Origin of the sequence: Streptomyces sp. NPDC005533, from assembly GCF_042871845.1 — a bacterium.
Lineage (GTDB): Bacteria > Actinomycetota > Actinomycetes > Streptomycetales > Streptomycetaceae > Streptomyces.
The window spans coordinates 100,125-125,819 of the sequence record NZ_JBIAJH010000018.1; the positions used below are offsets into that span (position 1 = coordinate 100,125).

At 75.0% G+C, this 25,695-nt stretch carries 16 protein-coding genes; 13 read left to right on the forward strand and 3 right to left on the reverse strand.

Annotation, left to right across the window (positions count from 1 at the left end; translation table 11 throughout):
- The first annotated feature begins 169 nt into the window (after positions 1-169).
- From ACFYP3_RS19885 to ACFYP3_RS19945, 13 genes are all read left to right on the forward strand, one after another.
- On the forward strand, positions 170-1,945 hold the full coding sequence (locus tag ACFYP3_RS19885; protein WP_388834014.1) for an SDR family NAD(P)-dependent oxidoreductase: 1,776 nt from the start codon (positions 170-172) through the stop codon (positions 1,943-1,945).
- Positions 1,938-6,545 (forward strand): beta-ketoacyl synthase N-terminal-like domain-containing protein, encoded by a 4,608-nt coding sequence (locus ACFYP3_RS19890; protein ID WP_388834016.1) that lies wholly within the window; start codon positions 1,938-1,940, stop codon positions 6,543-6,545. The genes ACFYP3_RS19885 and ACFYP3_RS19890 overlap by 8 nt, the downstream gene beginning before the upstream one ends.
- Positions 6,535-6,855 (forward strand): acyl carrier protein, encoded by a 321-nt coding sequence (locus tag ACFYP3_RS19895; RefSeq protein ID WP_388834017.1) that lies wholly within the window; start codon positions 6,535-6,537, stop codon positions 6,853-6,855. The genes ACFYP3_RS19890 and ACFYP3_RS19895 overlap by 11 nt, the downstream gene beginning before the upstream one ends.
- Positions 6,856-6,862: 7 nt before the next feature.
- Positions 6,863-7,720: an alpha/beta fold hydrolase gene (locus ACFYP3_RS19900; RefSeq protein WP_388834020.1), complete on the forward strand. Its 858-nt coding sequence runs from the start codon at positions 6,863-6,865 to the stop codon at positions 7,718-7,720.
- Positions 7,721-7,722: 2 nt separating this feature from the next.
- Complete coding sequence (locus tag ACFYP3_RS19905) at positions 7,723-8,889, forward strand: glycosyltransferase (RefSeq protein WP_388834129.1); 1,167 nt, start codon at positions 7,723-7,725, stop codon at positions 8,887-8,889.
- Positions 8,886-10,754 (forward strand): methyltransferase domain-containing protein, encoded by a 1,869-nt coding sequence (locus ACFYP3_RS19910; RefSeq protein ID WP_388834022.1) that lies wholly within the window; start codon positions 8,886-8,888, stop codon positions 10,752-10,754. Before ACFYP3_RS19905 ends, ACFYP3_RS19910 begins: the two co-directional genes overlap by 4 nt.
- The gene (locus ACFYP3_RS19915; protein WP_388834024.1) at positions 10,751-11,764 is read left to right on the forward strand and encodes a galactokinase; all 1,014 of its coding nucleotides are present in this window, start codon (positions 10,751-10,753) and stop codon (positions 11,762-11,764) included. Before ACFYP3_RS19910 ends, ACFYP3_RS19915 begins: the two co-directional genes overlap by 4 nt.
- Positions 11,765-11,801: 37 nt before the next feature.
- The gene (locus ACFYP3_RS19920; RefSeq protein ID WP_388834026.1) at positions 11,802-13,091 is read left to right on the forward strand and encodes an alkaline phosphatase family protein; all 1,290 of its coding nucleotides are present in this window, start codon (positions 11,802-11,804) and stop codon (positions 13,089-13,091) included.
- Between the two features lie 39 nt (positions 13,092-13,130).
- Entirely contained in the window at positions 13,131-14,393 is a 1,263-nt protein-coding gene (locus ACFYP3_RS19925) for an MFS transporter (RefSeq protein ID WP_388834029.1), read from the forward strand.
- Positions 14,394-14,402: 9 nt separating this feature from the next.
- Positions 14,403-15,326 (forward strand): SDR family oxidoreductase, encoded by a 924-nt coding sequence (locus ACFYP3_RS19930; protein ID WP_388834032.1) that lies wholly within the window; start codon positions 14,403-14,405, stop codon positions 15,324-15,326.
- 112 nt (positions 15,327-15,438) lie between these two features.
- Entirely contained in the window at positions 15,439-16,236 is a 798-nt protein-coding gene (locus tag ACFYP3_RS19935; RefSeq protein ID WP_388834035.1) for a 3-hydroxybutyrate dehydrogenase, read from the forward strand.
- 444 nt (positions 16,237-16,680) lie between these two features.
- Positions 16,681-20,700 carry an SGNH/GDSL hydrolase family protein gene (locus ACFYP3_RS19940; protein WP_388834038.1) on the forward strand — a complete coding sequence of 1,340 codons (4,020 nt, stop codon included), beginning with the start codon at positions 16,681-16,683 and terminating at the stop codon, positions 20,698-20,700.
- Positions 20,701-20,771: 71 nt separating this feature from the next.
- Entirely contained in the window at positions 20,772-21,224 is a 453-nt protein-coding gene (locus ACFYP3_RS19945; protein ID WP_388834041.1) for a hypothetical protein, read from the forward strand.
- Between the two features lie 22 nt (positions 21,225-21,246).
- Here ACFYP3_RS19945 and ACFYP3_RS19950 read toward each other — a convergent pair whose 3' ends face one another.
- The 3 genes from ACFYP3_RS19950 to ACFYP3_RS19960 form a co-directional block, all read right to left on the reverse strand.
- Positions 21,247-22,692: a serine/threonine-protein kinase gene (locus tag ACFYP3_RS19950; RefSeq protein ID WP_388834044.1), complete on the reverse strand. Its 1,446-nt coding sequence runs from the start codon at positions 22,690-22,692 to the stop codon at positions 21,247-21,249.
- Positions 22,689-23,498 carry a serine/threonine protein kinase gene (locus tag ACFYP3_RS19955; RefSeq protein ID WP_388834047.1) on the reverse strand — a complete coding sequence of 270 codons (810 nt, stop codon included), beginning with the start codon at positions 23,496-23,498 and terminating at the stop codon, positions 22,689-22,691. Before ACFYP3_RS19955 ends, ACFYP3_RS19950 begins: the two co-directional genes overlap by 4 nt.
- A gap of 123 nt (positions 23,499-23,621) precedes the next feature.
- Positions 23,622-25,652 carry a family 43 glycosylhydrolase gene (locus tag ACFYP3_RS19960; protein WP_388834050.1) on the reverse strand — a complete coding sequence of 677 codons (2,031 nt, stop codon included), beginning with the start codon at positions 25,650-25,652 and terminating at the stop codon, positions 23,622-23,624.
- Between the last annotated feature and the right edge of the window lie 43 nt (positions 25,653-25,695).

Genomic DNA, 25,695 nt, shown 5'->3' on the forward strand with positions numbered 1-25,695 from the left:
GGGGGGGTGGGTGGGGGGGGGAGCCCCGCGGGGGTGCAACGCCCCGCCCGCGGCGGGGGCCCCCCCCCCCCCCGGGGCGGCGCCGGCGGCCCCCCCCGGGCGCGCGCCCGCCCCCACCACTCCCACCGCCCCCGCCGAAGCCGCCCCCGACCGGTCCCCCGAGGCGGTCATGCAGGTCGTCCTGGAGATCGTCCACACCCGGACCGGCTATCCCCTGGACATGCTCGACCCCGGCCTGGACCTGGAGGCGGACCTCTCCATCGACTCCATCAAGCGCGTGGAGATCATCGGCGCCCTGGCCGACCGGATCGGCCTCCCCCAGGACCCGGGCGGCTCGGCCGAGTCCGCGGTCGAGGAGCTGTCCCGGATCAAGACCCTGCGCGCCATAGTCGACTGGATCACCGCGCACACCACCCCTCAGCCGGCCCCACACGCGCACCCGCACCCGACCCCCGAACCCCCGACACCCACACCCACACCCACACCCCCACCGTCACTCACCCGCCTCCGTGTGGAGACGGCACCCGCCCCCGTACCCACCCCCGCCCCCGACCCGGAGGCCCTCCACGGCCTGCGGATCGGTGTGGTCGACGACGGCCAGGGCCTCGCGGGAGCGCTGTCCACGGCGCTGCGGGCGTACGGGGCCGCGCCGCAGCCCCTCACCGAACCCGAGCCCGGATTCGACGGCATCGTCGACCTGACCGCCCTGCGGGCCGGCTCGGAGCCCGTCCTGCCCCAGCTCTTCCCCGCCCTGCGCCGCACCCTGACGGGCGGGACGCCCCGGCTGCTGCTCGTCACCGCACCCGGCACCCCCGCTGCCGGCCTGCACGGATTCGCCCGCAGCGCCGCCCTCGAATTCCCCGGCGCACTCGTCCGCGCGGTGGACGTCCACCCCAAGGAGGCTCCCGAGCAGATCGCCGCGCAGCTCCTGGCGGAACTGTGCTGCGACACATCCCACTCGTCCGTCGGCTACACCCCCGAGGGCGCCCGCACCACCCGCACACCGGTCCCGGCCCCGCTCCCGGCGACCGAGGGCACCGCGCGGCCCCTCGGCGCCGACTCCGTGGTCCTGCTCACCGGTGGAGCCCGCGGCATCACCGCCCGCACCGCCCTGGCCCTGGCCCGGACCACGGGATGCCACATCGAACTCGTGGGCCGCACCCCCGAACCCGACCCCGCCCCGGACGAGTTCGCCCAGGCCCAGGACCGCGTCGCCCTCCGCGCCGCCCTGATCGCCGCGGGGCTCCGTACCCCGGCCGAGATCGAGGCCGCGGCCTCGCGGATCCTCGCCGGGCGCGAGGTGCGCGCCACCCTGTCCGCGCTCACCGCGGCGGCCGCCTCCGTCCGCTACCACTGCGCGGACGTCACCGACGAGCGGGCCGTCCGGGCCGTCGTGGCCGACGTACGGGAGCGCCACGGCCGGCTCGACGGCATCGTGCACGGCGCCGGCGTCCTGCGCGACGGGCTGCTGGCCGACAAGCAACCGGCCGACTTCACGGACGTGTTCACCACGAAGGTGTCCGGAGCCCGGCACCTGGCCGCCGCGGCTGCCGAGCACGGCCCGGTGCCCGCCCCCCGCTTCCTGGCCCTGTTCGGGAGCGTGGCCGGGGTCTACGGCAACCGCGGCCAGACCGACTACGCCGCCGCCAACGACGCCCTCGACGGCCTCGCGCACACCTGGGCGGAGTCCTTCCCGGGCCGGGTGCTGTCGGTCGACTGGGGCCCCTGGGCCGCGGAGGCGGGCGGGATGGTCACCCCCGAACTGGAGCGTGCGTACGCCCGGCGGGGCATCCCGCTGATCGATCCGGCGGCCGGCACCGCCGCGTTCCTGGCCGAACTGTCGCACGGGACCGACGTACAGGTGGTCCTCATGGCAGCGGAACCGACCGGAACGGCGGGGACGGCTGAGACGGCGACGGCACGGGAGGACGGAGGCGATGAGTAGCCGCCGCGACACCGCCCCCCGCCCCACCGACGCCGCCATCGTCGGCATGGGCGCGGTCTTCCCGGGCGCCCCCGACCTGGCCGCGTACCGCCGCAACCTCCTCGCCGGTACGGACTCCATCGGCGAGGTGCCGCCGGGCCGCTGGGACCCCGAGGTGTACTACGACCCCGCTGCCGGGGGACCCGCCGGCGGACCTCCCGCCGGTGACCGCTTCTACTGCCGCAGGGGCGGCTTCGTCGACGGCCTCGCCGCCTTCGACCCGACCCGTTTCGGGATCATGCCGGCCGCCGTGGAGGGCGCCGAGCCGGATCAGATGCTGGCCCTGCACGCCACGGCGGAGGCGATCGCCGACGCGGGCGGCGAGGACCGGCTGCCGGCCGACCGTTCGCGGATCGGGGTGGTGCTGGGGCGCGGCGGCTTCATGGGCGTGGCCACCGCACGCCTCGACCAGCGGGTGCGCACCGCACACCAGTTGGCGCAGACCCTGCGGGAGCTGGCGCCGGAGCTGGACGAGCGGCGGATCGCGGCGGTGCGCTCGGCCTTCCAGGACGCGCTGGGGCCGGAGCGGCCGGACGCCTCGATCGGGCTGGTGCCGAGCTTCACGGCCGCCCGGACCGCGAACCGGCTGGACTTCCGCGGCCCCGCCTACACGCTCGACGCGGCCTGCGCCTCCTCCCTGCTGGCGGTGGACCAGGCGGTGGGGCTGCTGGCGACGGACCGCTGCGACGCGGTGGTCGCGGGGGCGGTGCACCACTGCCACATCGCGACGCTGTGGAGCGTGTTCACGCAGCTGCGGGCGCTCAGCCCGAGCGAGCGGATCCGGCCCTTCGACCGCCGGGCCGACGGGACCCTGCTGTCCGAGGGGACCGGGGTGGTGCTGCTGAAGCGGCTGGCGGACGCGCAGCGGGACGGCGACCGCGTGTACGCGGTGATCCGCGGGACGGGCGTGGCCGGCGACGGCCGGGCGGCGAGCCTGATGAGCCCCCTGGTCGCGGGCCAGGTGCAGGCCCTGGAGCGGGCCTGGCGCGAGGCGGGGCTGGATCCGCGGGCGCCGGGAGCGCTGGGCCTGCTGGAGGCGCACGGGACGGGCACCCCGGTCGGCGACGCGGCCGAACTGGACACCCTGGCACAGGTGTTCGGGCCGCCGCGGCCGGGCGGCGGGCGCGGCATCGGCTTCGGTTCGGTGAAGTCGATGCTCGGGCACACCATGCAGGCCTCGGGCATGGCCGGGCTGATCAAGGCCGCGCTGGCCGTGCACGAAGGGGTGCTGCCGCCGACGCTGCACCTGGAAGAGCCGCACGCGGACCTGGCCCGGACCCGGATGCGGCCGGTGCGGGAGGCGGAGCCGTGGGAGCGCGGGCCGCAGCCGCGCCGGGCCGGGGTCAACGCGTTCGGGTTCGGCGGGATCAACGCGCACGTGGTCCTGGAGGAGGCTCCGGCGGCCGCGCGCCCGCCGCTTCCGGTGCGGCGGTTCCTGCCGCTGGGGGCCGCGGCCGCGCCGGTGGGGCCGGCCGCGCGCGCCGACGTACTGCTGATCGGCGCGGACACACCGGCGGAGCTGTCGGCCCGGCTGGCGTCCGCTTCGGCGGCCTCCGCTTCCCCGGCCTCGGGCGGCGACGGCCCCTGCCGGGTCGCGGTGGTCGGGCCGACGCCGCAGCGGCTCGCGCTCGCCGCGAAGGTGGTCGCGCGGGGCCGGCCGTGGCGGGGGCGCGGCGACGTGTGGTTCACACCGGAGCCGCTGGGCGGCCGGGTGGCGTTCCTGTTCCCGGGCCTGGAGCCGGAGTTCGCGCCCGTGGTCGACGACGTGGCGGACCGGCTCGCGCTGGAGCCGCCCCGGCTCACCCGGGGCGCGACCCTCGTGGAACGGGCCCTGGACGCGATCGCGACGGGCCGCTTCTTCGCCGAGGTGCTGCCCGGGCTCGGCATCGAGGCCGATGTGCTGGCGGGCCACAGCCTGGGCGAGTGGGCGGCGATGGTGGCCGCCGGAATGTATCCGCAGGAGGCCGCCGACGCCTTTCTCGACTCGCTGCGCCCGGACGACCTACGGGTGCCGGACCTCGTGTACGCGGCGCTGGGCTGCGGTGCCCGGCGGGCCGAGGCCGCGCTGCACGGCCTGGACGCGGTGGTGGTCAGCCACGACAACTGCCCGCACCAGTCGGTGGTCTGCGGCGATCCGGACCAGGTGGCCGCGGTGGTGGAGCGGTTGCGCTCCGACGGGGTGCTCGGCCAGGAGCTGCCGTTCCGTTCGGGCTTCCACACCCCCATGTGGGAGCCGTACCTCGGCCAGGTCCGCGCCGCCTTCGGCCGGCTGCCGCTGCGGGCCGGCTCCCTCCCCGTGTGGTCGGCGACGACGTGCGCGCCGTTCCCGTCCGCGCCGCGGGAGGTGCGGGAGCTGGTGGTCCGGCACCTGCTGGAGCCGGTCCGATTCCGCGAGTTGACGCTGCGGCTGTACGAGGACGAGGGCGTGCGCACCTTCGTCACGCTGGGGCCGGGCAGCCTGCCCGGCTTCGTCGAGGACACCCTGCGCGAGCGTCCCCATCTCTCGGTCTCCACCTCCTCCCCCCGCCTGGCCGGCCTGGCGGCGCTGAGCCGCACCTGCGCGGCGCTCTGGGCCGAGGGCCACGCCCCCCGCTGGGGGCTCCTGGCCGACGCGGCCCCGGCGGCCGGTTCGACGCCGCGCCCCGGCCGGGCCGCGCCGCGGCCGGCAGCCGCCGGACCGGGGCTCCGCGTGCCGCTGGACCTCGGGTCCGCGCTGGTCCGCCTGGGCGAGGCGGCCCGTACCTCGCTGACCGGCCTCCTCACCCCGACCGTCGCCCCGGCCGTCACCCCGGGCGCCGCCCCGGCGCCGCCCGCCGGCCCGGCGGCGGGAGCGGTCCGGCCGGTGCTGCTGTCCGCCCTGGACGCGGTGCTGGCCGATGCCGGCTCGGCCGCCAGGGCCGTCACCGACGCCTGGTCGTCCCGTGCCGAGGCGCCCGGCCACGGCGCTCCGGGTCCGGGAGGGGCCACGGGCAAGGAGCTCCTGCGGCTCTCGCTCGCCGCGCTGCCCTCCGTACGCGACCACTGCGTGTACCTGCAGCCCGACGGGTGGCCGGAGGACTCCGACCGGTTCCCCGTCGTGCCCATGACCACCATGCTGGAGCTGGCCGCCGACGCCGCGCTGCGGCACGCCCCGCCGGGTCTCGCCGTCGTCGGCTACGAGGACGTACGGGCCCTGCGGTGGCTCGCCGTCGAGCCGGCCGTCGACGTCGAGGTCCGCGTGCGCGGCGACGGGCCCGGCCGCTCGCACGTCGCCCTCGGCGCGTACGCCTCGGTGGTCGTGCTGCTCGGCGAGCGGTACGGGGAGCCGCCCGCACCCGACGACACTCCGCTGCGCGACCCCGGGCCCGCGCCCGTCAGCGCCGCGGCCCTCTACCGGGACCGGTGGATGTTCCACGGGCCGCGCTTCGCCGGGGTGCACGAGGTGCGGACGGTCGGCTCGGACGGCATCCACGGCGTGCTGCGCGCCCTGCCCGACCAGGGGGCGCTCCTCGACGCCGCCGGGCAGCTCTTCGGGCATTGGATGCAGCTGCGGCTCCCCGTGGACCGGCTGGTCTTCCCGGCCACCGTGGACCGCGTCCGGTTCTTCGGGCCGCCGCCGCAGCCGCGGGAGCTGGTCACCGCCACCGCCCGGATCCGCGAGGTGCGCGACGTCACCGTGCGCGGTGACCTCGAACTGCGCCGGGCCTCCGGCGGGGTGTGGGCCCGGATCGACGGGTGGACGTACCGCCGGTTCGGCGCCGACGAGCGGGTCTGGCCGATGAAGTTCACCCCGGAGGTCTGCGGGATCGGCGAACCCCGACCCGAGGGCTGGTGCCTGGCCCGGCGCCGCTGGACGGACCCCGCCTCGCAGGAGCTGGTGATGCGCCGCTACCTGGGCGCCGCCGAGCGGGCCGCCTACGAGCGGCTCTCGCCGCGGGCCCGCGCGCCCTGGCTGCTGGGCCGGATCGCCGCCAAGGACGCGCTGCGCGGGCTCCTGTGGGACGGCGGAGCCGGGCCGGTGTTCCCGGCGGAGGTGCCCATCGGGAACGACGCGGCCGGCCGGCCCCTCGCCGAGGGCCCGCTGGCCCGGGGACACCGGCTGTCGATCGCCCACAAGGACCGGATCGCGGTCGCCCTCGCCGACCCGGCGCGGGAGGTCGGCATCGACGTGGAGCCGGTGACCGCCGACCCGGACGCGCTGCTCCGGATCGCCCTCCGGCCGGAGGAACTCCGCCTCGCCGAAGGGCTGGCCGCCCGCGGAGGCGCGGGGCTGCCGGCCGCGCTGACCGCCCTGTGGTGCGCCAAGGAGGCCGCCGCCAAGGCCGAGGGCAGCGGGCTGGGCGGCCGGCCGCGGGACTGGCGGGTGGCCGGCGACCCGGATTCCGGCGGCCTGCTCGTGACGTCCCCGGACGGGCGCGCGTACCCGGTCCGTACGACCCTGCTCGGCCCCGCGTTCACCGGCATCCCGTCGGCCGACCCGTCCGCCGGGCCGCCGCCCGACCACGTCGTCGCCTGGACCGCCCACCCGACCGCCCCCTCCCCCGTCCCCTTCCACCTCACGGAGAACCGTCATGGCAACTGACATCCTCGCCGAGATCACGGGCATGCTCGTGGAGATCGTCGGCGACGAACACCTCCTCGCGGAGGAGGTCACGATGAAGACGACGTTCAACGAGGACCTGGCCCTGGAGAGCATCGAGTTCGTGGCCCTCGCCGAGCTGCTCCACCACCGCTACGGCGCCGAGGTGGACCTGATGGGCTTCCTGGCGGAGAAGGACATGGACGCGATCCTGGCCATGTCCGTGGGTGAGCTCGTCACCCACATCGGCCGGATCACGCACGCCTCCCTGGCCCGGGCCTCGGCGGGGACCTCGCCCGCGTCGGCCGGCTGAGCCCGCCATGGCCGTCGTCCTCGCCAACTCCCTGCGCTTCCACGTCCAGCGGCTCCCGGCCGCCGACGGAGCCGACGCCCCGGACCGCCCCGTCGTGGTGTTCCTGCACGGGCTGGTCGTCGACAACCTCTCCTCCTTCTACTGCCCGCTGGCCGTACCGGTGGCCCGGTCCGGGCACGAGGCCGTCCTCTACGACCTGCGCGGCCACGGCCGGACCGAGCGCCCGGCCGCCGGCTACGACAGCCGCACCGCCGTACGGGACCTCTTCGCGCTGCTCGGCGCGCTGGGCCTCGGGCAGCGCCCGGTCCATCTGGTCGGCAACAGCTACGGCGGGACCCTGGCCCTGCACGCCGCCCTGGCCCGGCCCGACCTCGTCGCCGGGCTCACCCTCCTCGAACCGCCGCTCGGCGGGGCGTGGGTGGAGAACATGGTCGACACCCTGTCGGCGGCCGCGCTCGGCCTGGAGGACAGCCCGGTCCCCGCCGAACTGCTCACCCTGCGCCTGCGCAAGGCCGCCAACCTGACGGCCATCGCCGACGCCCTCCTCAACCGCACCTCGCTCATCGACGACATCGCCGCGAGCCGCACCTTCACCCCGGCCGACTACGCCCGGCTGCGCTGCCCGGTCCTGACCGTCTGCGGCGAGCACTCCGAACTGGTGCCGGGCGCGCGGGAGCTGGCCCGCCACGCCCCGCGGGGCTCGCTGCGGATCCTGCCGGGCCTGGGACACGACGTGCTCAAGGAGAGCAGCGGGGTCCTGCGGGAGTCCGTCCTGACCCATCTCGACGCGACGGCAGCGCAGGCCGCGCAGGCCACGGCAGCGGAGGCTGCGGCGCCGCCGCGGGCGGGAGCGCTGGTCCGGTGAAGGTGCTGTTCACCGTGCCCCCGCTGGCCGGGCACGTCAATCCGACCGTGGCCGTCGGGGCCGAACTGGCCGCCCGCGGGCACGAGATCGCCTGGGCGGGGCCGGCCTCGGCGCTGACCCGGCTGCTGCCGGCGCAGGCCCGGATCCTGCCGGCCGGCGAGGAGGCGGGCGGCGGGTACGCGGCGCTGCACGAGCGCTGGCGCGACCTGCGCGGGGTGGGGGCGCTGCGGTTCCTGTGGGAGGAGGCGCTGGTGCCGCTGGCCCGGGCGATGGTGCCGGGGGTGGAACGGGCCGTCCGCGCCTTCGGGCCGGACGTGCTGGTCGCCGACCAGCAGGCGCTGGCCGGCCCCCTGGTCGCCCGGCGGCTCGGCGTCCCGTGGGTGACCTCCGCGAGCACCTCGGCCGAACTCACCAGACCCTTCGCGGACTTCCCGAAGATCGGTGAGTGGGTGGCCGGGCAGATCTCCGGCCTGCTCGCGGAGTTCGGTGACGCGGCGACGGAGTCGGCCGGCTGGGACCCGCGGTTCTCGGAGCGGCTGGTCCTGGTCTTCTCCACGCCCGAACTCGTGGGAACGGCCGGGGACTTCCCGGCGCACCACGCCTACGTCGGGCCGGCCTTCGGGGCCCGGCCGGCCTCCCCCGGATTCCCCTGGCAGCGGCTGGACCCGGCGCGGCGGCGGGTGCTGGTGTCGCTGGGCACCCTCAACCAGGAGGCCGGCGCCCGCTTCTACGGCGCGGTGCTGGGAGCCGCCGAACGGCTCGCCGAGGAGGTCCAGTTCGTGCTGGCGGCGCCTGCGGCGCTGATCGGGCCGGTGCCCGGCCACGTGCTGCTCCAGGAGAGCGTCCCGCAGCTGGAGCTGCTGCCGCACCTGGACGCGGTCGTCTGCCACGCCGGTCACAACACCGTCTGCGAGGCCCTGGCGCACGGGCTGCCGCTCGTCGTCGCCCCGATCCGGGACGACCAGCCGATCGTGGCCGAGCAGGTGGTCGGTGCCGGAGCCGGAATCCGGGTGCGGTTCGGCAGGACCCGGGCCGAGGAACTGCGCGACGCCCTCACGGCCGTGCTGGACGACCCCGGCCCCCGCCGGGCCGCCCGGCGGATCCAGGCCTCATTCGCCGCGGCGGGCGGGGCCGCCGCCGCGGCCGACCGGTTGGAGAAGCTGCCATGACGCCACCCCCGATCCCCCGGGTCCGGTGGACCTCCGCGCTGTTGCTGACCGCGCTTGCCGCCGGCACCGTGCGCGCCGGGCGCCGATTGCGGGCCATCCCGGTGCTGCCCGTGACCCCGCCCGCGGCGGCCGGCATACCGCGGCCCGCCGGGTGGCGGCTGCTCACCGCCCGCGGTGTCGAGCCCGACGCGGCCACCTTCCTCGCCGCCTGCGCCCACGCCGAAGCGGAGGGTCTGCGGGTGCTGGACCTGCTGCCCGCGGACCTGCCCGCCGAGCGGGCCCTGGGGCTGCTGCGGCTGGTCGACCCCGCCCGGTACCGGTGGGACCGGCTCGGCGAGGGGCGAGGGGCCGGCTTCGCCGTGCTCGTCGCCGAGGACGTGCTGGCGCGGGCCGAGGTGGATCCGGTCGGGCCGCGCCCGGATCCGGCGGAACTCCTGGCTCTGACGCGCCGGTTGAAGGAGTACGCCGCCGACGCGACGGGCCTGGCCATCGCCCCCGGCCTGAGCTGCGGCGGACCCGCTGAGCCCGGGGGGCCCGCGCGGGTCGCCGAGCTGCGGGCCCAGGGGCTGCCGCCGGGGGCGCTGGCCGCCGCGCAGCTCGGCGGGCTGGCCCTGCTGGCGGGGGCCGCGCTGCGCCAGGGCCGGTGGGGGGCGGCCGCGGCCGGGCTGTACTGGCTCCAGCCGTACCTCGCCCTGGGCGGTCCCGGCTCCCCGCTGCGGCCCGCCGGTCTGGCCCGGGCCACCGCGGCCCGGCCGTTGCGCTCCCTCGGCGCGGCCCTGCGTACGGCAGCGGCCGCCGGCGGGGGCGGATCGGGCGAGGACCGCGCGCGGGACACCGCCCGCGCCGCCGCCTACCGGGCCGAACTGGCCTCGGGTGCGGCGCGGTTCCTCGAACCGCGCCGCCCGGACTGCCCGTGGTGCGGCTCCGGCCGCCTCACCGTCCGGGTCAGGGTGCCCGACCTGCTCCAGGGCAAGCCCGGCCTGTTCACGCTGGAGCAGTGCGGGGCCTGCGGGCACGTCTTCCAGAACCCCCGACTGACCCTGGAAGGGCTGGACTTCTACTACCGCGACTTCTACGACGGGCGCGGCGGCGAGGGCGCGGGCACGGTCTTCGGAAGGCTGGGCGCCGCCTACCGGGGGCGCGCCGAGATGCTCCTCCCGCACGCCGATCCGGAGTCCTGGCTCGATGTCGGCACCGGGCACGGGCACTTCTGCAACGCGGCGCGGGCCGTCTGGCCGCGGACCCGGTTCGACGGACTGGACATGGGCGACGGGGTCCGCGGGGCGGAGCGCCGCGGCTGGATGGAGACCGGATACCAGGGGCAGTTCCCGGAGTTCGCGGCGAAGCTGGCGGGCCAGTACGAGGTGGTCAGCATGTACCACTACCTGGAGCACACCCGGGATCCGCTCGCGGAACTGGACGCGGCGGCCGCCGTGCTGGCCCCCGGCGGATTCCTGACCATCGAGCTGCCCGACCCGGAGTCACGGATGGCGCGGCTGCTCGGCCCGCTGTGGCTGCCCTGGTTCCAGCCCCAGCACCAGCACCTGATGCCCGCCGCGAACCTGCGCGAGGCGCTGGCCGACCGGGGGTTCACCGTCCTCGCCGAGGAGCACGGACCGGCCCACCAGGGGAACGACTTCTTCGGCGCGGTGGCGCTCGCGGCGACGGGGCTGGCCCCGGACCCGGACCGGCCGTGGGGTCCCCCGGCCACGGCCGGCGCGCGGGCCCGCGCCCACGCCGTTCGGCTGGCCGCCCTGCCGGCCTTCGCGGGCGCGGCGGTACTCGACGCCCTGCGCACGGCGGCGGCCCACCGCACGGACGGCGGCAACGCCTTCCGGATGCTGGCCCGCAAGGACGTGTCGTGAAGCGCGCGGAGGCGCCGGGGCCGCGCACCGGGGCGGGCGAGCCGGACACCGGGCCCGGCACGGACCGGGCCGCAGTCAATTCCGTCGGCCCCGCCAGCGGGGAGCCCGTCGGCCCCGCGGGAGGCGACCTGGCTCGGCGGGCCACCGTGGATCCGTTGTTCCGGCTCGTCGCGTACGCCTTGGAGGCCGCGCACGGCCGGCCGCCCGGCGCCGTGTGGAGCGCCCCGTACGCCTTCCACCTGGGCTCCCCCGGGCTCGTCGCGGCGGCCGGCTGGCCGACGGCCGCCGCCGCGGCCCCGCGCTCCGACGGCCTGGTGCGGCTCAGCTCCCTCGCCCACCCGGCGGAGAGCTGCGATCTGCCGCTGACGCTGTCCGGGCCGCCGCCCGCCGCCCCCGACTGGGCGGTGCGGCCGTACGCGGTGCTGCGGGCGCTGGCCCGCGCCGGCCACGGCCGCGGCGGGTCGGACCTGCACGTGCAGGGCTCGCTCACGGGGGCCGCCGGGCTGGCCACGGCGGAACCCGTCGAGTGCGCGGTGGCGCTGGCGGTGGCCGACGTACACACGGCGGCGGGTGTGGGCCCGGACCGTGCGGAACTGGCCGGGATGCTGGCCGGCGCGCTGCCGGACGGGGACGACGGGCTGCGCCGGGCGGTGCTCTTCGCCCGGCCCGGCCGGGCCCTGCATGTGGGTCCGGAGCCCCGCCGGCGGCAGCGGTACGTGACCTTCGACCCGGCGGCGTCGGGAGACCGGCTGGTGCTGGTCGCCGTGCGCGGCGAGGCCGCGGACCGGCCGCGGGAGCTGGCCCGGGCCGTGGCCTGCGCCCGGCGGGCCGGTGCGCTCAGCGCGTGGCAGCCCGGGCCGCGCCCGGGGCGGAGCGTGCTGGTCCTGCTGCCCCGGGCACGACTGACGGCGGTACGGGCCGCGGTCGCGGAGGACTTCCGCGCCCGCGGCATGCCCGTACCGCGCTTCCTGAACATCGCCGTGGCCGGTGCGGCGCGGCGCGAGGAATGACACCGGGTCGCCGGACCCACGACAGGGAGGAACACCCATGCCCACCCCCTCACCCTCACCCAGGGCCGAGCTCAGACGCCGGGCCCGCTGGTCGGCGCTCGTGGCCGGGCTCGGCGCGCTCGGCCTGCTGGGTGCCTTCACCGTGGCCAACTCCCAGGCCGCGGAGAGCGGTGCGGCCGCTCCTGCGGCGGCGGCCGCGGCCGCGCTGCCGACCTACGACCACGTGGTCGTCGTCGTGTACGAGAACAAGCAGTACGGGGAGATCATCGGCAGCGCGAACGCCCCGTACGTCAACCAGCTGGCCGACGGCGGCGCGAGCCTGACCGGCATGAAGGCGCTCACCCACCCCAGCCAGCCGAACTACTTCAACCTCTTCTCCGGTGCCACGCAGGGCATCACGGGCGACGGCTGCTACACCCCGCAGTCGATGACGGCGCCCAACCTCGGCCAGGAGCTGATCGCCGCGGGCAAGACCTTCGCGACGTACAACGAGGACCTGCCGAGCGAGGGGTCCACGGCCTGCACGAACGGCCAGTACGCGCAGAAGCACAACCCGTGGTTCGCCTTCAAGAACGTGCCGCTGAACACCGGGAAGACCTGGACGCAGTTCCCGCAGAACAACTTCGCGGCGCTGCCGCACCTCTCCTTCGTGGTCCCCAACCAGTGCAACGACATGCACTCGTGCTCGGTGAGCACCGGGGACACCTGGACGCGGAACAACATCGACGCCTACGCGCAGTGGGCGAAGGCCAACAACAGCCTGCTGGTGCTCACTTGGGACGAGGACAACTACCTCGGCTCGAACCAGATCGCCACCGTCTTCCACGGCGCGAAGGTCAAGACCGGCAAATACGCCACGGCCTTCAACCACCACCACCTGCTGCGGACCTTCGAGGACCTCTTCGGCACGGCGACGCACGCGGGCAACGCGGCCAACGTGCAACCGATCAGCGAGGTGTTCGACACCTCGACGGAGCCCACCCCGACGCCCACTCCCACCCCGACCCCGACCCCGACGCCGACCCCCACTCCCACACCCACCCCGACCCCGACCCCCACGCCGGGTGATCTGAAGCTGGCCAACCCCGGCCCGCAGACCTGCAAGTTCAACCAGTCCTGCACCATCCAGCTGACCGCCACCGGCGGCAAGCCCGCCTACCGGTACGCGGCCACCGGCCTCCCCTGGGGCCTGTCCGTCGACGCCGGCTCGGGACGCGTCTCCGGCAAGCCCTGGGGCAGCGGCACGGTCCAGATCACGGCGACGGCCACCGACTCCACCGGCGCCACCGTCACGGCCGCGTTCCCGCTCACCGTCAACTGGTTCTAGGCCGGGGCAGACGACCCGGCCGCTCCCTAGGAGGCATGCGTGTACCTGTCGACCAGCCGGGCCGCGGACATCGCCGGGGACACCCCGGCGCCGAAGGGCCCCCTGCGGGCCGTCCCCGGCACGGTGTTCGCGCTCGGACTGGTCAGCCTGGTCACGGACGTCTCCGCGGAGATGGTCACGGCCGTCCTGCCGCTGTACCTGATGGCCGGGCTCGGCATGTCGCCGCTCGCTTTCGGCGCCCTGGACGGGCTCCACCAGGGCGCCACCGCGCTGCTGCGCCTCGTCGGCGGCCGGATCGCCGACCGCACCCACCGCCGCAAGCTCGTCGCGGGCACCGGCTACGCGCTCTCCGCCGTCTGCAAGGCGGCCCTGCTCGCCGTCACCACCCCCTGGTCGGTCGCGGCGGTGCTGGCCGCCGACCGGACCGGCAAGGGGCTGCGCACCGCCCCGCGCGACGCGCTGATCTCGCTGTCCGTTCCGCCGCAGGAGCAGGGGCGTGCCTTCGGGGTGCACCGCGCGCTGGACACGGCGGGCGCGCTGCTGGGGCCGCTGGCCGCGTTCGGGGTGCTGTGGGTGGCGGTGGACGGGTACGAGGCCGTGTTCACCGTGAGCTGCTGCACCGCCGTGCTGGGGGTGGTGATGCTGGCGCTCTTCGTACGGGAGGCCCCCGCGCCCGCCCCCGTCCCGGCCGCGGCTTCACCCCGGGCTCCGCTGCCCCCCGTACGCACCCTGCTGCGCCTCCCCGGCCTGCGGCGGCTGTGCCTGACCGCCGCCGTGCTCGGCCTGTTCACCGTCGGCGACGCCTTCCTCTACCTGCTCCTCCAGCGCCGGCTCGACCTGTCGGCCGCGTACTTCCCGCTGCTGCCCGTGGGCACGGCCGCCGTGTTCCTGCTGGCCGCGCTGCCCGTGGGCCGGCTCGCCGACCGGCTGGGCCGCCGCCGGGTCTTCCTCGGCGGGCACGCGCTGCTGCTCGGCGCCTGCCTGCTGCTCCTCGCCCCGGTGCCGGCCGGGGCGCCGCTGGTCGTCGGCGTGCTCGCCCTGCTGGGTCTGTTCTACGCGGCCACCGACGGCGTACTGATGGCCGCCGCCGGGCCGCTGCTGCCGGCCGAGCTGCGCACCACGGGGCTCGCGGCGCTGCAGACCGCGCAGGCGCTGGCCCGGTTCGCGGGTTCCCTGCTCTTCGGCGCGGCCTGGACCCTGTGGGGGCCGGGCCGGGCCCTGGGCCTCGCGGCGGGCGGGCTGCTGGTGTCCCTGGCGGCGGTCGCCGTGTCCGGCGGGCTGAGGGCGGGGCGGTCGTCGTAGGGTCGGTCCATGCCGGGAACACAGCGGACTCTCGAAGGCAGGGTGGCCCTCGTGGCCGGGGCGACACGGGGAGCGGGCCGCGGCGTCGCGGTCCAACTGGGCGCCCGGGGCGCGACGGTGTACGTGTCCGGGCGGAGCACCCGTGGCAGGCGCTCGGAGTACGACCGGCCCGAGACCATCGAGGAGACCGCCGAGCTGGTGACCGCGGCGGGCGGCCGCGGGATCGCCGTGGTGGCGGACCACCTGGTGCCGGCCGAGGTCGAGGCCCTGGTGGGCCGGATCGACGCCGAGCAGGGGCGTCTCGACGTCCTGGTGAACGACATCTGGGGCGGCGAGCGGCTCTTCGAGTGGGACGGCACGGTCTGGGAGCACGACCTGGACAAGGGACTGCGACTGCTGCGCCTCGCGGTGGAGACCCATGCCGTCACCAGCCATTTCGCGCTGCCGTTGATGCTGCGGGAACCGGGCGGCCTGGTGGTGGAGATGACGGACGGCACCGCCGAGTACAACGCGTCCCACTACCGGGTCTCGTTCTTCTACGACATCGCCAAGTCGGCGGTCCTGCGCATGGCGTTCGCGCTGGGGCACGAGCTGGGACCGCGCGGGGCGACGGCGGTGGCGCTGACGCCGGGCTGGCTGCGCTCGGAGATGATGCTCGACAACTTCGGGGTGACGGAGGAGAACTGGCGGGACGCGCTGGCGAAGGTCCCGCACTTCGCCATCTCCGAGACCCCGTCGTACGTGGGCCGGGCCGTCGCGGCCCTCGCCGCGGACCCGGAGGTCGCGCGCTGGAACGGCCGGTCCCTGTCCAGCGGGCAGCTCGCCCGGGAGTACGGCTTCACCGACCTCGACGGCAGCCGGCCGGACTGCTGGCGCTACATGGTCGAGGTCCAGGACCCCGGCCGCCCCGCGGACACCACCGGCTACCGCTAGAAGTGTCCTGCCGGTCCGGGGGCCGGTATGGCGTCGGCCCACACCTCACCGCGGTCCACTGTGGTGAGCGTGGACATGGGATGTCCGGCGGGGCGTCTCTAGCGTTCCGGCCATGACGAGCCAATCTCACGCAGCTCCCGGATCCTTCGCGCACGGCGCCGGCGGCGTGGACCTTTCGGGGCGCACGGCGATGGTGACCGGTGGCGGCAGCGGTATCGGACGGGCCTGCGCGCGGGCGCTGGCGGACGCCGGCGCCCTGGTGCACGTGGTGGACCTCGACTCGGCGGCGGCCGGCGCCGTGGCCGAGTCGGTCGGCGGCCGCCCGCACGGCGTGGACCTCGCCGACGCCGAGGCGGTGCGCACGCTCCCGGACGAGGTAGACATCCTCGTCAACAGTGCCGGGCTGCAGCACGTGGCGGCCCTCGAGGACTTCCCGCCGGCGCGCTTCGAACTGATCCAGAAGGTGATGGTGACCGCGCCGTTCCTGCTGATCCGGCAGTGCCTGCCGTACATGTACGGGGCCGGCTGGGGGCGCGTGGTGAACATCTCCAGCGTGCACGGCCTGCGCGCCAGCCCCTTCAAGTCCGCCTACGTCGCGGCCAAGCACGGCCTGGAGGGACTGAGCAAGGTGGCCGCCCTCGAAGGCGCCCCGCACGGGGTCACCAGCAACTGCGTCAACCCCGGCTACGTACGCACCCCTCTGGTCGAGCACCAGATCACCTCGCAGGCCGCCGCCCACGGCATCGCGCCCGAGGACGTGGTCACGGACGTACTGCTGGAACGGGCCGCGATCAAGCGGCTGATCGAGCCGGAGGAGGTGGCAGCGGTGGCGGTGTGGCTCTGCGGTCCGCTCACCGGTTACGTCACGGGCGCGTCGATCCCGGTCGACGGCGGCTGGGGCGCCCACTGAGCAACCGCCCCTCCCGCACCGTCTATAACAAATCTTGACCGTCCAGTAACGGGGAAAATATCCGGTTTGTCAAAAAGCGCGGGTGCTTTAATGATCTAGCTGTCATGAAGCGAAATCGCTTCTGCCGATTGACCGTCGGCACGGGGGGCAGCGATGAATACCGCGCGTTCAGGGGGAGTTCGGACCTCGGTCCGAAGACTTTGGGGTGACGTGCTTCGCCATGCCGCTTGAGCGGCCGTCTCGGCGAGCGCGTCCGACGCTTTTGTCATGCGTCAATTCCTCTCGGTCCCATACGGGTTGCCGCTTCCACTGAATGCGTCCAGGGGGCAGATCAGTGACGTCTCACCCGCGGGCGATTCCCGTCCCGTGCTTGACGACGCCCCCTTCTTCGAGGCTCCCCGGTACGGCTCGAAACCGCTCAACGAACATTCGGGGACCCCTCTCTTGAAACACGCAAGACGAACACGCTCGTCCCTGGCGGCCGTCGTGGCCTGCGCCGCCCTGACGGGCGGACTGCTCCAGGCCACACCCGCGATCGCCGCACCGAAGCCGAAACCCGGCTCCACCGCGCCACCGGCGGCTCCCGGCCCCGTAGAGGATCCGGGCAAGAAGCTCGGCAACGACTGGAAGGCCAGTCCCGACCGCGCGGTGACCGCCGCGGCGGACACCGCGGGCCTGCGCGTCCTCGTCGCCGACAGCAACCAGGCGTACGCCTGGAAGACCGTGGCCACCCTGTCCGAACCGGCCGTGCCTGCGGATTCGTGGATCGGCAACCAGTGCGTGATGGACCACGAGCACGCCGCCGTCGTCTACGCGCCCCGTGGCTTCACGAACAAGCCCGACCTGATGCAGGGCGGCGCGTTCACCGCCATCGTCAACCTGGCCACGGGGCAGGTGACGAAGCTGCCGTTCACCGCGTCACTCGCCTACTTCGACCCGTCCTGCAACACGACGACCCACACGGCCGCGTTCACCGCCTTCCGGGACATGAACGACCCCGAGAGCACCCGCACGCGCGTGCTCACCGTGGACACCTCCGGGAAGACCACGGCCACGACCGCGGCGAAGGGGCAGATAACCAGCGCGGTTCCGGTGCAGGACGGCACGGTCGCCGCACTCGGCAGCCACCTGGTCCACCTCGACGGCTCGGGCACGGTGAAGAACCTCGCCGACGCGGACAGCGTCCCGTTCGACATCCGGCCCGCCGCCGACGGGAAGATCGCCTTCGTCGACCGCAAGGACGACTCCACGCTGAGCGCCAAGGTGTTCACCGGTCAGGGCAAGCCGGCCGCCATCGCCTCGGGCAAGCTCGGCGACCTCGACCTCATGCAGGGCGAGGCGGGCCGGGTGTTCCTCACCGGCCATCCCACCGACACCCCCGCCACGGCCGGCACCGGGGTCACCCGCGTCGACGCCCCGGCCGACACCGACGTGTCCTCCCACGGCCGGCTGGCCGTCGAACCGGTCCTGACCGCCGGCATCCGTGCCGGCCTGGACCGCGTCAAGAACGCCGGCAAGGACTTCACCAAGGCCGAGGAACCCCTTCCGCACACCGCCGCGACCCCCGGCGACCAGCCGGTGACGGTCACCAGTACCGCGACCGCCACGGGGACGAAGCTCACGCAGAGCGTGCGCCAGGAGTCCGCCGACGGTTCGGGGACCACGTCGTCCCCGTCCCTCGGCGCAGCCGCCGGCGCGCCGGCCAAGGCCGCCGCGTCCCCCGGTACCGCCGGCGGGGCCCAGAGCCAGTCGGCGCGCGATGCCGCGGCCGCGGCGGGGGGAGCGAACGACCCCACGGACGGCGACCGCTGGTGCTCGGTCTCCCGCAACGACGTGAAGGTGCAGGCGCTGCAGCCGACCCCGAACCAGGTCGAATGGGCCGTCGACATGGCCGTGCGCGGCAACCTGCGCGCGAACTACATCCGACAGGGCGGCTACCGCAACCAGGCCGGCCTGCTCAGCGTCGACCCGCAGGGCCTGTTCCCGCCGCCGGCGCTGAACGGCGGGGGCAAGATCCCCGCCAACGTGCTCCTCGGCATCATGGCCCAGGAGTCGAACCTGTGGCAGGCCGAGTCGGGTGCGATCCCCGGCCAGATGGGCAGCCCGCTGGCCGCGGTGGACGGCTACTACGGCCACAAGGCCGACCCGAACAACCCGGCCGCGTACTGGCAGATCAACTGGGACAAGTCGGACTGCGGCTACGGCGTCGGCCAGGTCACCGACGGCATGCGGCTGCCCGACCACCCGAAGGACAAGGAGACCAGCCTCTCCCCGGCCCTCCAGAAGCTCGTCGCGGTCGACTACGCGTCCAACGTGGCCGCCTCGATGAAGATCCTCGCCGACAAGTGGAACGAGGTCCACACGGACGGACAGAGGGTCACCGTCAACAATGACGACCCGTCCCTGGTGGAGAACTGGTTCACGGCCGTGTGGAACTACAACCTCGGCTTCAACCCGCCGTCGGAAGCGTCGAAGCACGGCGGCCACTGGGGCCTCGGCTGGTACAACAACCCGGCCAACCCGCTCTACAAGAAGAGCTGGGGCCACCCGTTCATGAACACCGACGTGGACGGTACGGAGGCGAACAAGGACGCGGCGCATCCACAGGACTGGCCGTACGAGGCGAAGGTGATGGGCTGGGCCGCCTGGTCCGTCGACACCGGCTTCTCCTACGCCACCTCGGGCCGTCAGGACTGGCCCGGCGAGTCCGGGTTCTCCTCGGCCGGATTCCGGCCGGCCTGGTGGAACAGCATCCTGAGCCGCGCCGCCGTCTCGCCGCCGCTCGACACCTTCTGCAACAGCAAGAACAACTGCAACCCGAACACCCCGCCCAACTGCCCGGACGCGGAGTGCTACGCGCAGTACTGGTGGAACCAGCCCAACACGACGTGGAAGGACGACTGCGCCACCAGTTGCGGCCACGAGTCCATCAAGTACCAGACCCTCGTCACGGAGCCGGGGCGCGGCTACCGTCTCAAGTCCGTTCAGCCGGTCTGCGACCAGGCTCCGTCCGGAGCCAAGATCGTCGCCTCCGTCCCCGACGGCACCGAATCGTGGGGAGACTGCGGGAAGATCTCGTCGGCGGGCAGCTTCCGGTTCGGGTTCAACCCCGGCACGGAGGGCCGCTACCAGGCGAAGGCCGACCTGCACCAGGTGGGCGGCGGCTACGGCGGCCACTACTGGTACACCCACACCCGTGACGCGGCCCATTTCGGGGGTCCCGGCGGTTACATGACCATCAACGGCACGTGGACCCTCGGCCAGAGCCTCAACTGGGCGCGCGTCCTGGTCCACCTGCCCGACACCGGCGCCCAGACCCGGCAGGCCACCTACACGGTGCAGGGCTCGGACAGCACCAGCAAGCAGCGGGTCGTGCTCCAGCGGGCCGGTGGATGGGTCAGCCTCGGCGTGTTCCACTTCACCGGGACCCCGCAGGTCGAACTGTCGAACACGACGTCGGACGGCAAGGCCGACGAGGACATCGCCTGGGGCGCGGTCGCCTTCCAGCCCCTCGGGGGCAAGCCGGCCAACTCGGTCACCGCGATGGGCGACTCCTACTCCTCGGGTGAAGGGGCCACCGCGCCGGGCGGCGCGGACCTGTACCCGGAGACCGACCGCTTCGACAAGCTGAACGCGAACGGCATCGACAAGTGCCACCGGTCCAAGCTGGCATGGTCGCGGCAGGCGAAGCTCCCGGGGTACGCGAGCTCGATCGGAGCCATGGCCGACGGGCTCGACGCGCAGATGGACTACCACTTCGTCGCGTGTTCCGGAGCGCGCACCTTCAACATCCTCTCCGACGGCCAGTCCAGCGAGGTGGCACAGATCAACGCCGGTTACCTGGACCAGAACACCAGCCTGGTGACCCTGAGCATCGGCGGCAACGACGCTCGCTTCGTCGACATCATGAAGAAGTGCATCGACATCCCGGTCCCGGCCCTGTCCACGTGCCCGGCCGCGGAACTGGAGAACATCGATCCCGCCACCGGAGCCAAGACGGGCGGTTCCACGGGTGCTCTGCGGGCCTGGGCACCGAAGTGGCTGCACGACTCGGTGCGTCCGCAGATCGTCAGGACGCTGAACGCCATTCACAGCAAGGCTCCGAACGCGAAGGTCGTCCTCATGGGCTACCCGCGCCTGGTGGAGAAGGACCACGGCTGTCTTCCCGGTGCCTACGAGGACGGCGAAGCCGACTGGATCCGCACGGTGGCCGACACCCTCGCGGACGAGATGAAGGGGGCGACCCAGGACGCCGGAACGTGGACGGTCTTCTCCGACCCGCGGAAGAACTTCGACACCAAGGCCATCTGCGGTAGCCCCGAGACCATTCACGGGATCGTGGCGACCGGCCGGGAGCAGGCGGACGCCGACCTCCCCAACCCGTCCATGCAGTCCTTCCACCCCAAGCCCGCGGGTGCTCGCATCTACGCGGACACCCTGGAACAGACCCTCAACGGAAAGTGACACGTAACTGATACGGGGGCCTGAGTACGTGTACTCAGGCCCCCGGCCGTCCATGAGGAAAGGCTGTCGGCATGAACACACACACCACGGAGCCCCGGCCCGTCGTACCGGGAGCGCCGGCAGCGGCCGTCACCGGGGCGGTTCTGGCCTACGGCGCCGTGCGCTTCTTCTCCTGGGTCGAGCGGCAGAACGCCCGGGCGTGCGCGACGTCGGACGGCCTCTGCTGGACCTGGTGGGACTGGGCGGCCGTCCCCCTCGCCGTGACCACCGCCCTGATCGTCCTGATGGCCGTCTACAAACGGCTGGGCATCGGCCACCGGGCCGCCATCGTCACGCCGACGGTCCTGCTCGCGGTGTTCCCGCTGGCCGCCGCCCGGGCCGACTTCGGCTGGTGGGCCTCCGCCCTCGCGGGCGGGGCGTGGGCGGGCAGCCTCGCACTGACCGCGTGGGGCCGCTACCGGGCCCCCGGGCTCGCGGCCGCGGCCGTACTCCTCCTCGCCTCGCTCGTCGTGCTGTACCGCTGACCTCCGCGGCGGCGGCCCGGCGTCAGCGTCCCGCCGTGGGGTGCGGGCATCCCGGGAGCTGCGGCCGGTCCTTCGTGCGGACGACGGGCAGCCAGGCCGTGGGAGGTTGGGACCCGCGCGGCAGGCGGACCCGGAACCAGCGGGTCGACTGCAGGTCCTCCTCGTTGACGACGGGCTGCCCGTCGGGCAGCTGACACTCGGCGGCGAGGACGTCGCCGTGCCACACCCGGGTCGGTACGACGTTGTCCGCCGCGTACGGCCGCAGGGGATCGACCGCCAGCCCCAGGCTGCACTGCGGGTCGCGGTCGACCCGCTCCTGGCAGCCCCGTTCCGCGTTGAACACCCGGACCGTGCCCGCGGTCGCCCCCGCCCGGCCGAGCAGGGCGGACGAGCCCTCCCGTACCGCGTCCGACCACAAGGTCGCGCCGGCGATCGCGCACAGCGCGGTGGCGAGGACGACGGCGCGCGCCCGGCGGCCCCGCGGCCGCCCCGCCCCCGTTGCCCCTGGCGTGTCCTGTGCGGCGGCGATGCGGGCGAGCAGGCTCTCGGCGGTGTGCGGGGCGCGCGCCGCGTGGGTCGGGGCGAGGCAGTCGGCGGCCAGCTCCCGCCAGAACGGCGGCACGGCGTGGTCCATGCGCAGCGGCGCGCGCCCCTCGCCGTACTCCTGGACGGCGGCTCCCCGCGCCGTGGGGGTGGCCCCGACGAAGGGGGAGGCACCGGAGGCGAAGACCTCGTGGATGACGATGCCCAGGGCCCAGATGTCGGCGCTCGGCCGGATCTGCACGCCGAGTTCCCCGAGGGGCGCCCGCCAGCGCTCGGGCGGGAGGTAGTCCAGGGTGCCCATGGGGGGCGCGTAGCCGTGCGTGCCGGTCATCTCGGTGGCGAGCCCGAAGTCCGAGAGCCGCACGGAGCGGTCGGCGCCCAGCAGGACGTTCTCCGGCTTGAGATCGGCGTGGACCCATCCCGACCGGTGGAGATGGGCGAGTCCCTCGCAGATGCCGGTGATCAGCCGGGCCCGGTCGGCCTCGGCCACCCCCGCGTCGAGGAGTTCCCGCAGGCTGCCCGCGGCCCGCTCCATGACCAGCACGATCGCGCCGTCCAGGGAGGGTCGGTCCGGTGCGGCGAGGACGAAGGAGTCCAGCAGGCCGATCAGCCGGGGATGGCCCGCCCTGCGTCCGAGTTCGACCTCGCGGCGGGCCGATTCCACGATCCTGCGTGCCTGGCGCGGTGCGAACCCGGCGGTCGGCATGATCTTGAGCGCGACCTCGGCGGGTCCCGCGGCCCGGCCCGCGGGGTCTCCGCCGCCGCGGTCCGAGCGGCCGTCGGCCGGCCGTGCCGCGTAGACCGTGGACCAGCCTCCGGCGCCGATCACGTCGGTGATCGTCCAGCCCCGCACCCGGTAGCCGGGCGGGAGCAGCTCCCCGCGTTCGCACGCGGTGCTGTCGCGCAGGCCGTGCGGCGGCGTCATCGCGCGCTCTGCCGCTCCCGCCCGCCGGCCCCCGTCAGGGGCGGCAGCAGCGTGAGGTGCTCCTCCCGTACGAGCCCGAACCGCAGCGCGAGCCCGACGATCTCCTCCCGTTTGCCGTTGCGGCGGTCGCTCTTCCCGGGTTCGCGGAGGTCCGGTCCCCCGATGCGCAGTTTCTCCTCGGCTAGGTAGTCGATGTGGGAGCTGATCGCCCGCGCGGTCAGCGTGCCGCCGGTGACGTGCCCCCTGAGCCGCTCGACGATCTGGGGCGTCGTGGGGACCGCGACGCGGGACTGGTCGCGCAGGCGCGGTTCGCAGAGCGCGACGAGGACGAGGAAGTACGCGGCCGTCTCGTCCAGGGAGTACGCGGTGACCGTGAGGCGGCCCCAGGGGGCGCCGACGGCGTCCGGGTCCAGGTAGACGTGGTCGGGCGCGAACACCTGGAAGGACACGCCGACGTCGCCGCGGGTGGGCAGCACCACGCGCGAGAACTCGAACGGGACCGGCGCGCCGACCCGTCTCGGCGCGACCCTCAGGTACTCCCCCGCTCCCTCCGGGTTCTCCACCAGGTAGCTGTGGGTGGTGCTGTGGTTCGTCAACTGCCAGTGGTCGTCGGTCACGCGGATCTCCCCGGCGAGCCGGGAGATCGCCGGGTCGGCGAGGCGGAGCTCGACGGGGGTCGTCGCCGAACCCCGTCCGAAGCGGGCGACCCCGCCCGGTCCGAGGCGCAACGTCACCGCCTCCCCGTACGGTTCGCCGCCGTCGGTGCCACCACATCCCTGCGGCAGATGGACGACTACGCCGCTCACCGCGCCCCCTGTTCCACGCGTCTACCGGTCCGACGAGTGGAACAATACTCATCTCCCGAGGGAGTTCAGCGGTGCACTTCGGCCACTTCGGGCGGGGTCGCCCTGGCGAGATCCGCACCCCGTTCAGAGAGCGGGAGCGCCCGGCACCACGGGGGCGACCGGGCGGTCGCCGAAGGCCGTCCACGGCCGCCACCCGCCGCTCGGCCGGTCCTGGACGCGGGTGCGCACGCGGCCTTCGGCCGTGACGGCGAAGACGTGCGTGCGCCCGGTGGAGTCGAGCGCGGCCGTGGCCGGGCCGGCGAGTCTGACGCCCGGCTCGCCGAACTCCCCGCCGGGAGCCCAGCCTCCGCCCGGGGTGGTCTGCCAGCGGTGGCTGAGCCGGGCGCCGCCGGGCGAGAGGGAGAACGCCTCCAGCCGGCCGTCGGCGTTGGCCGCGAACGCCGGGGCGGCGGCGCTCCAGCCGAACAGGGGCAGCCACTCGTCCCAGCCGCCGTTCGGCACCGACTGCCGCCGGGAGAAGGTCCCCGTGCCCGAGGGTCCGATCGCGGCGACGGTGAGCCGGCCGCTGCCGTCCACGGCGACCCGCGGTGCGGCGCCGGCCGCGGTACCGAAGCGCTGCCAGCCGGCGGTCCAGGCACCGCCCGGGCTCTCCTGCCACCGGTGGTGGATCCCCGCGCCGCCGGGCGAGAGGGCGAACACCTCCAGCCGGCCGTCGGCGTTGGCCGCGACCACCGGCGGAGCCCCCGCGGCCGGGCCGAAGCGGGGCTCCCACGGGTCCCAGGCCAGGGATCCCGGTGCACCCTGCCGGCGCCGGGCGAAGGAGGCGCCGCCGGGGCTGAGGGCGAACGCCTCCAGTCGGCCGCCGGCGTCGCGGGCGACGGCGGGTGCCGCGCCGGCCGGGCCGCCGAACTCCTCCCAGTCGTACCAGCCTCCATCCGGCCGCTGCACCCGGTGGTGCAGGTTGACGCCCTCCGGGGCGAGCGAGAAGACCTCCAGCCTGCCGCCCGCGTTGCGGCCGAGCGTGGGGACCGTGCCGGCCGGCCCTCCGAAGGCCTCCCACGGCGACCAGGTGTCGGTGTCCGGGTCGAGCTGGACGCGCCGCAGCATCGAGCGGTCGGCGGCGTCGAGCGCGAACACCGTGAGGCGGCCGCCGACGTCGAGTGCGGCCACCGGGTTGTCCGGGCTCTGCCACGGCGGCGGGGTGTCGCGCCAGTGCAGGGGCGCCACGTGCAGGCCGTTGCGGAACCAGCCCGCGGCGCTGGCGTACCACGCCTCGCCGTCGGCGACCACCTCCACGGCGTGACCGGCCACGTGGCCCGCGTAGCCGGCGAGGTCGAAGCGGAAGGGGTCCCGGGACGCCAGCACGTCCGTGCCCTCGTAGCCGTTGCGGGGCCCGATGAACAGGTAGTACCAGCCGTCCCGTTCGACGACGTACGGCGATTCGGTGACCGAGACGGTCGTGTCCGTCGTCGCGTCGGTGAAGGCGACGCCCGGCTCGCTCCAGTGCAGCAGGTCGGCGGACCGCCGGTGGGCCACGACGTGGTGGCCGCCCGCGCCCGACAGTTCGGTGTAGTACATGACCCACTCGTCGCCGACCCGCAGCACCATCGGGTCGCGCGCCGCGAGCCCGCGGAACAGTGGGCCGGACGGCTCGCGCGTCCAGGTGAACAGGTCGAAGGAGGTGGCCAGACAGATCGCGGCGCCGGTGCGGCCGCCCGCCGCGTAGAACATCCAGAACCTGCCGCCCGCCTCGACGACGTGGGGCGCCCACAGGTGATCCTCGCCGAAGTAGGACGGGTCGAGGGTGAGCGCGTCGGCGTGGGTGGTCCACGGCCCGTTCGGGCTCGGCGCGGAGGCGTGCGCGAAGGAGGTCTCCCCCGCGCTGTCCGGGGACTCGCCGCGCGGCGCGCTGTCCCCGACGATGCTGAACAGGTGCCAGCGGCCGCGGGCGTTGATCAGGGTGTGGTCGTTGAGGTAGCGCGGGCCGTCGGCGGTGGACGGGTCGTAGACGTACGCGAAGGGCCCCGCGCCGACCCACCGAGCGGGCGGCGGCGCGTCGGCGGCGCCGGCCGCGGCCCGGCCGGCGCCCAGGAACGGGAGCGCGCCCGCCCCGGCGGCACCTTTCAGCAGGTTCCGTCGGCTGATCGGAGGCATGGGTCTCTCCAGAGGGGACCGTGGCGCCGGCCGTGCCCCTGCG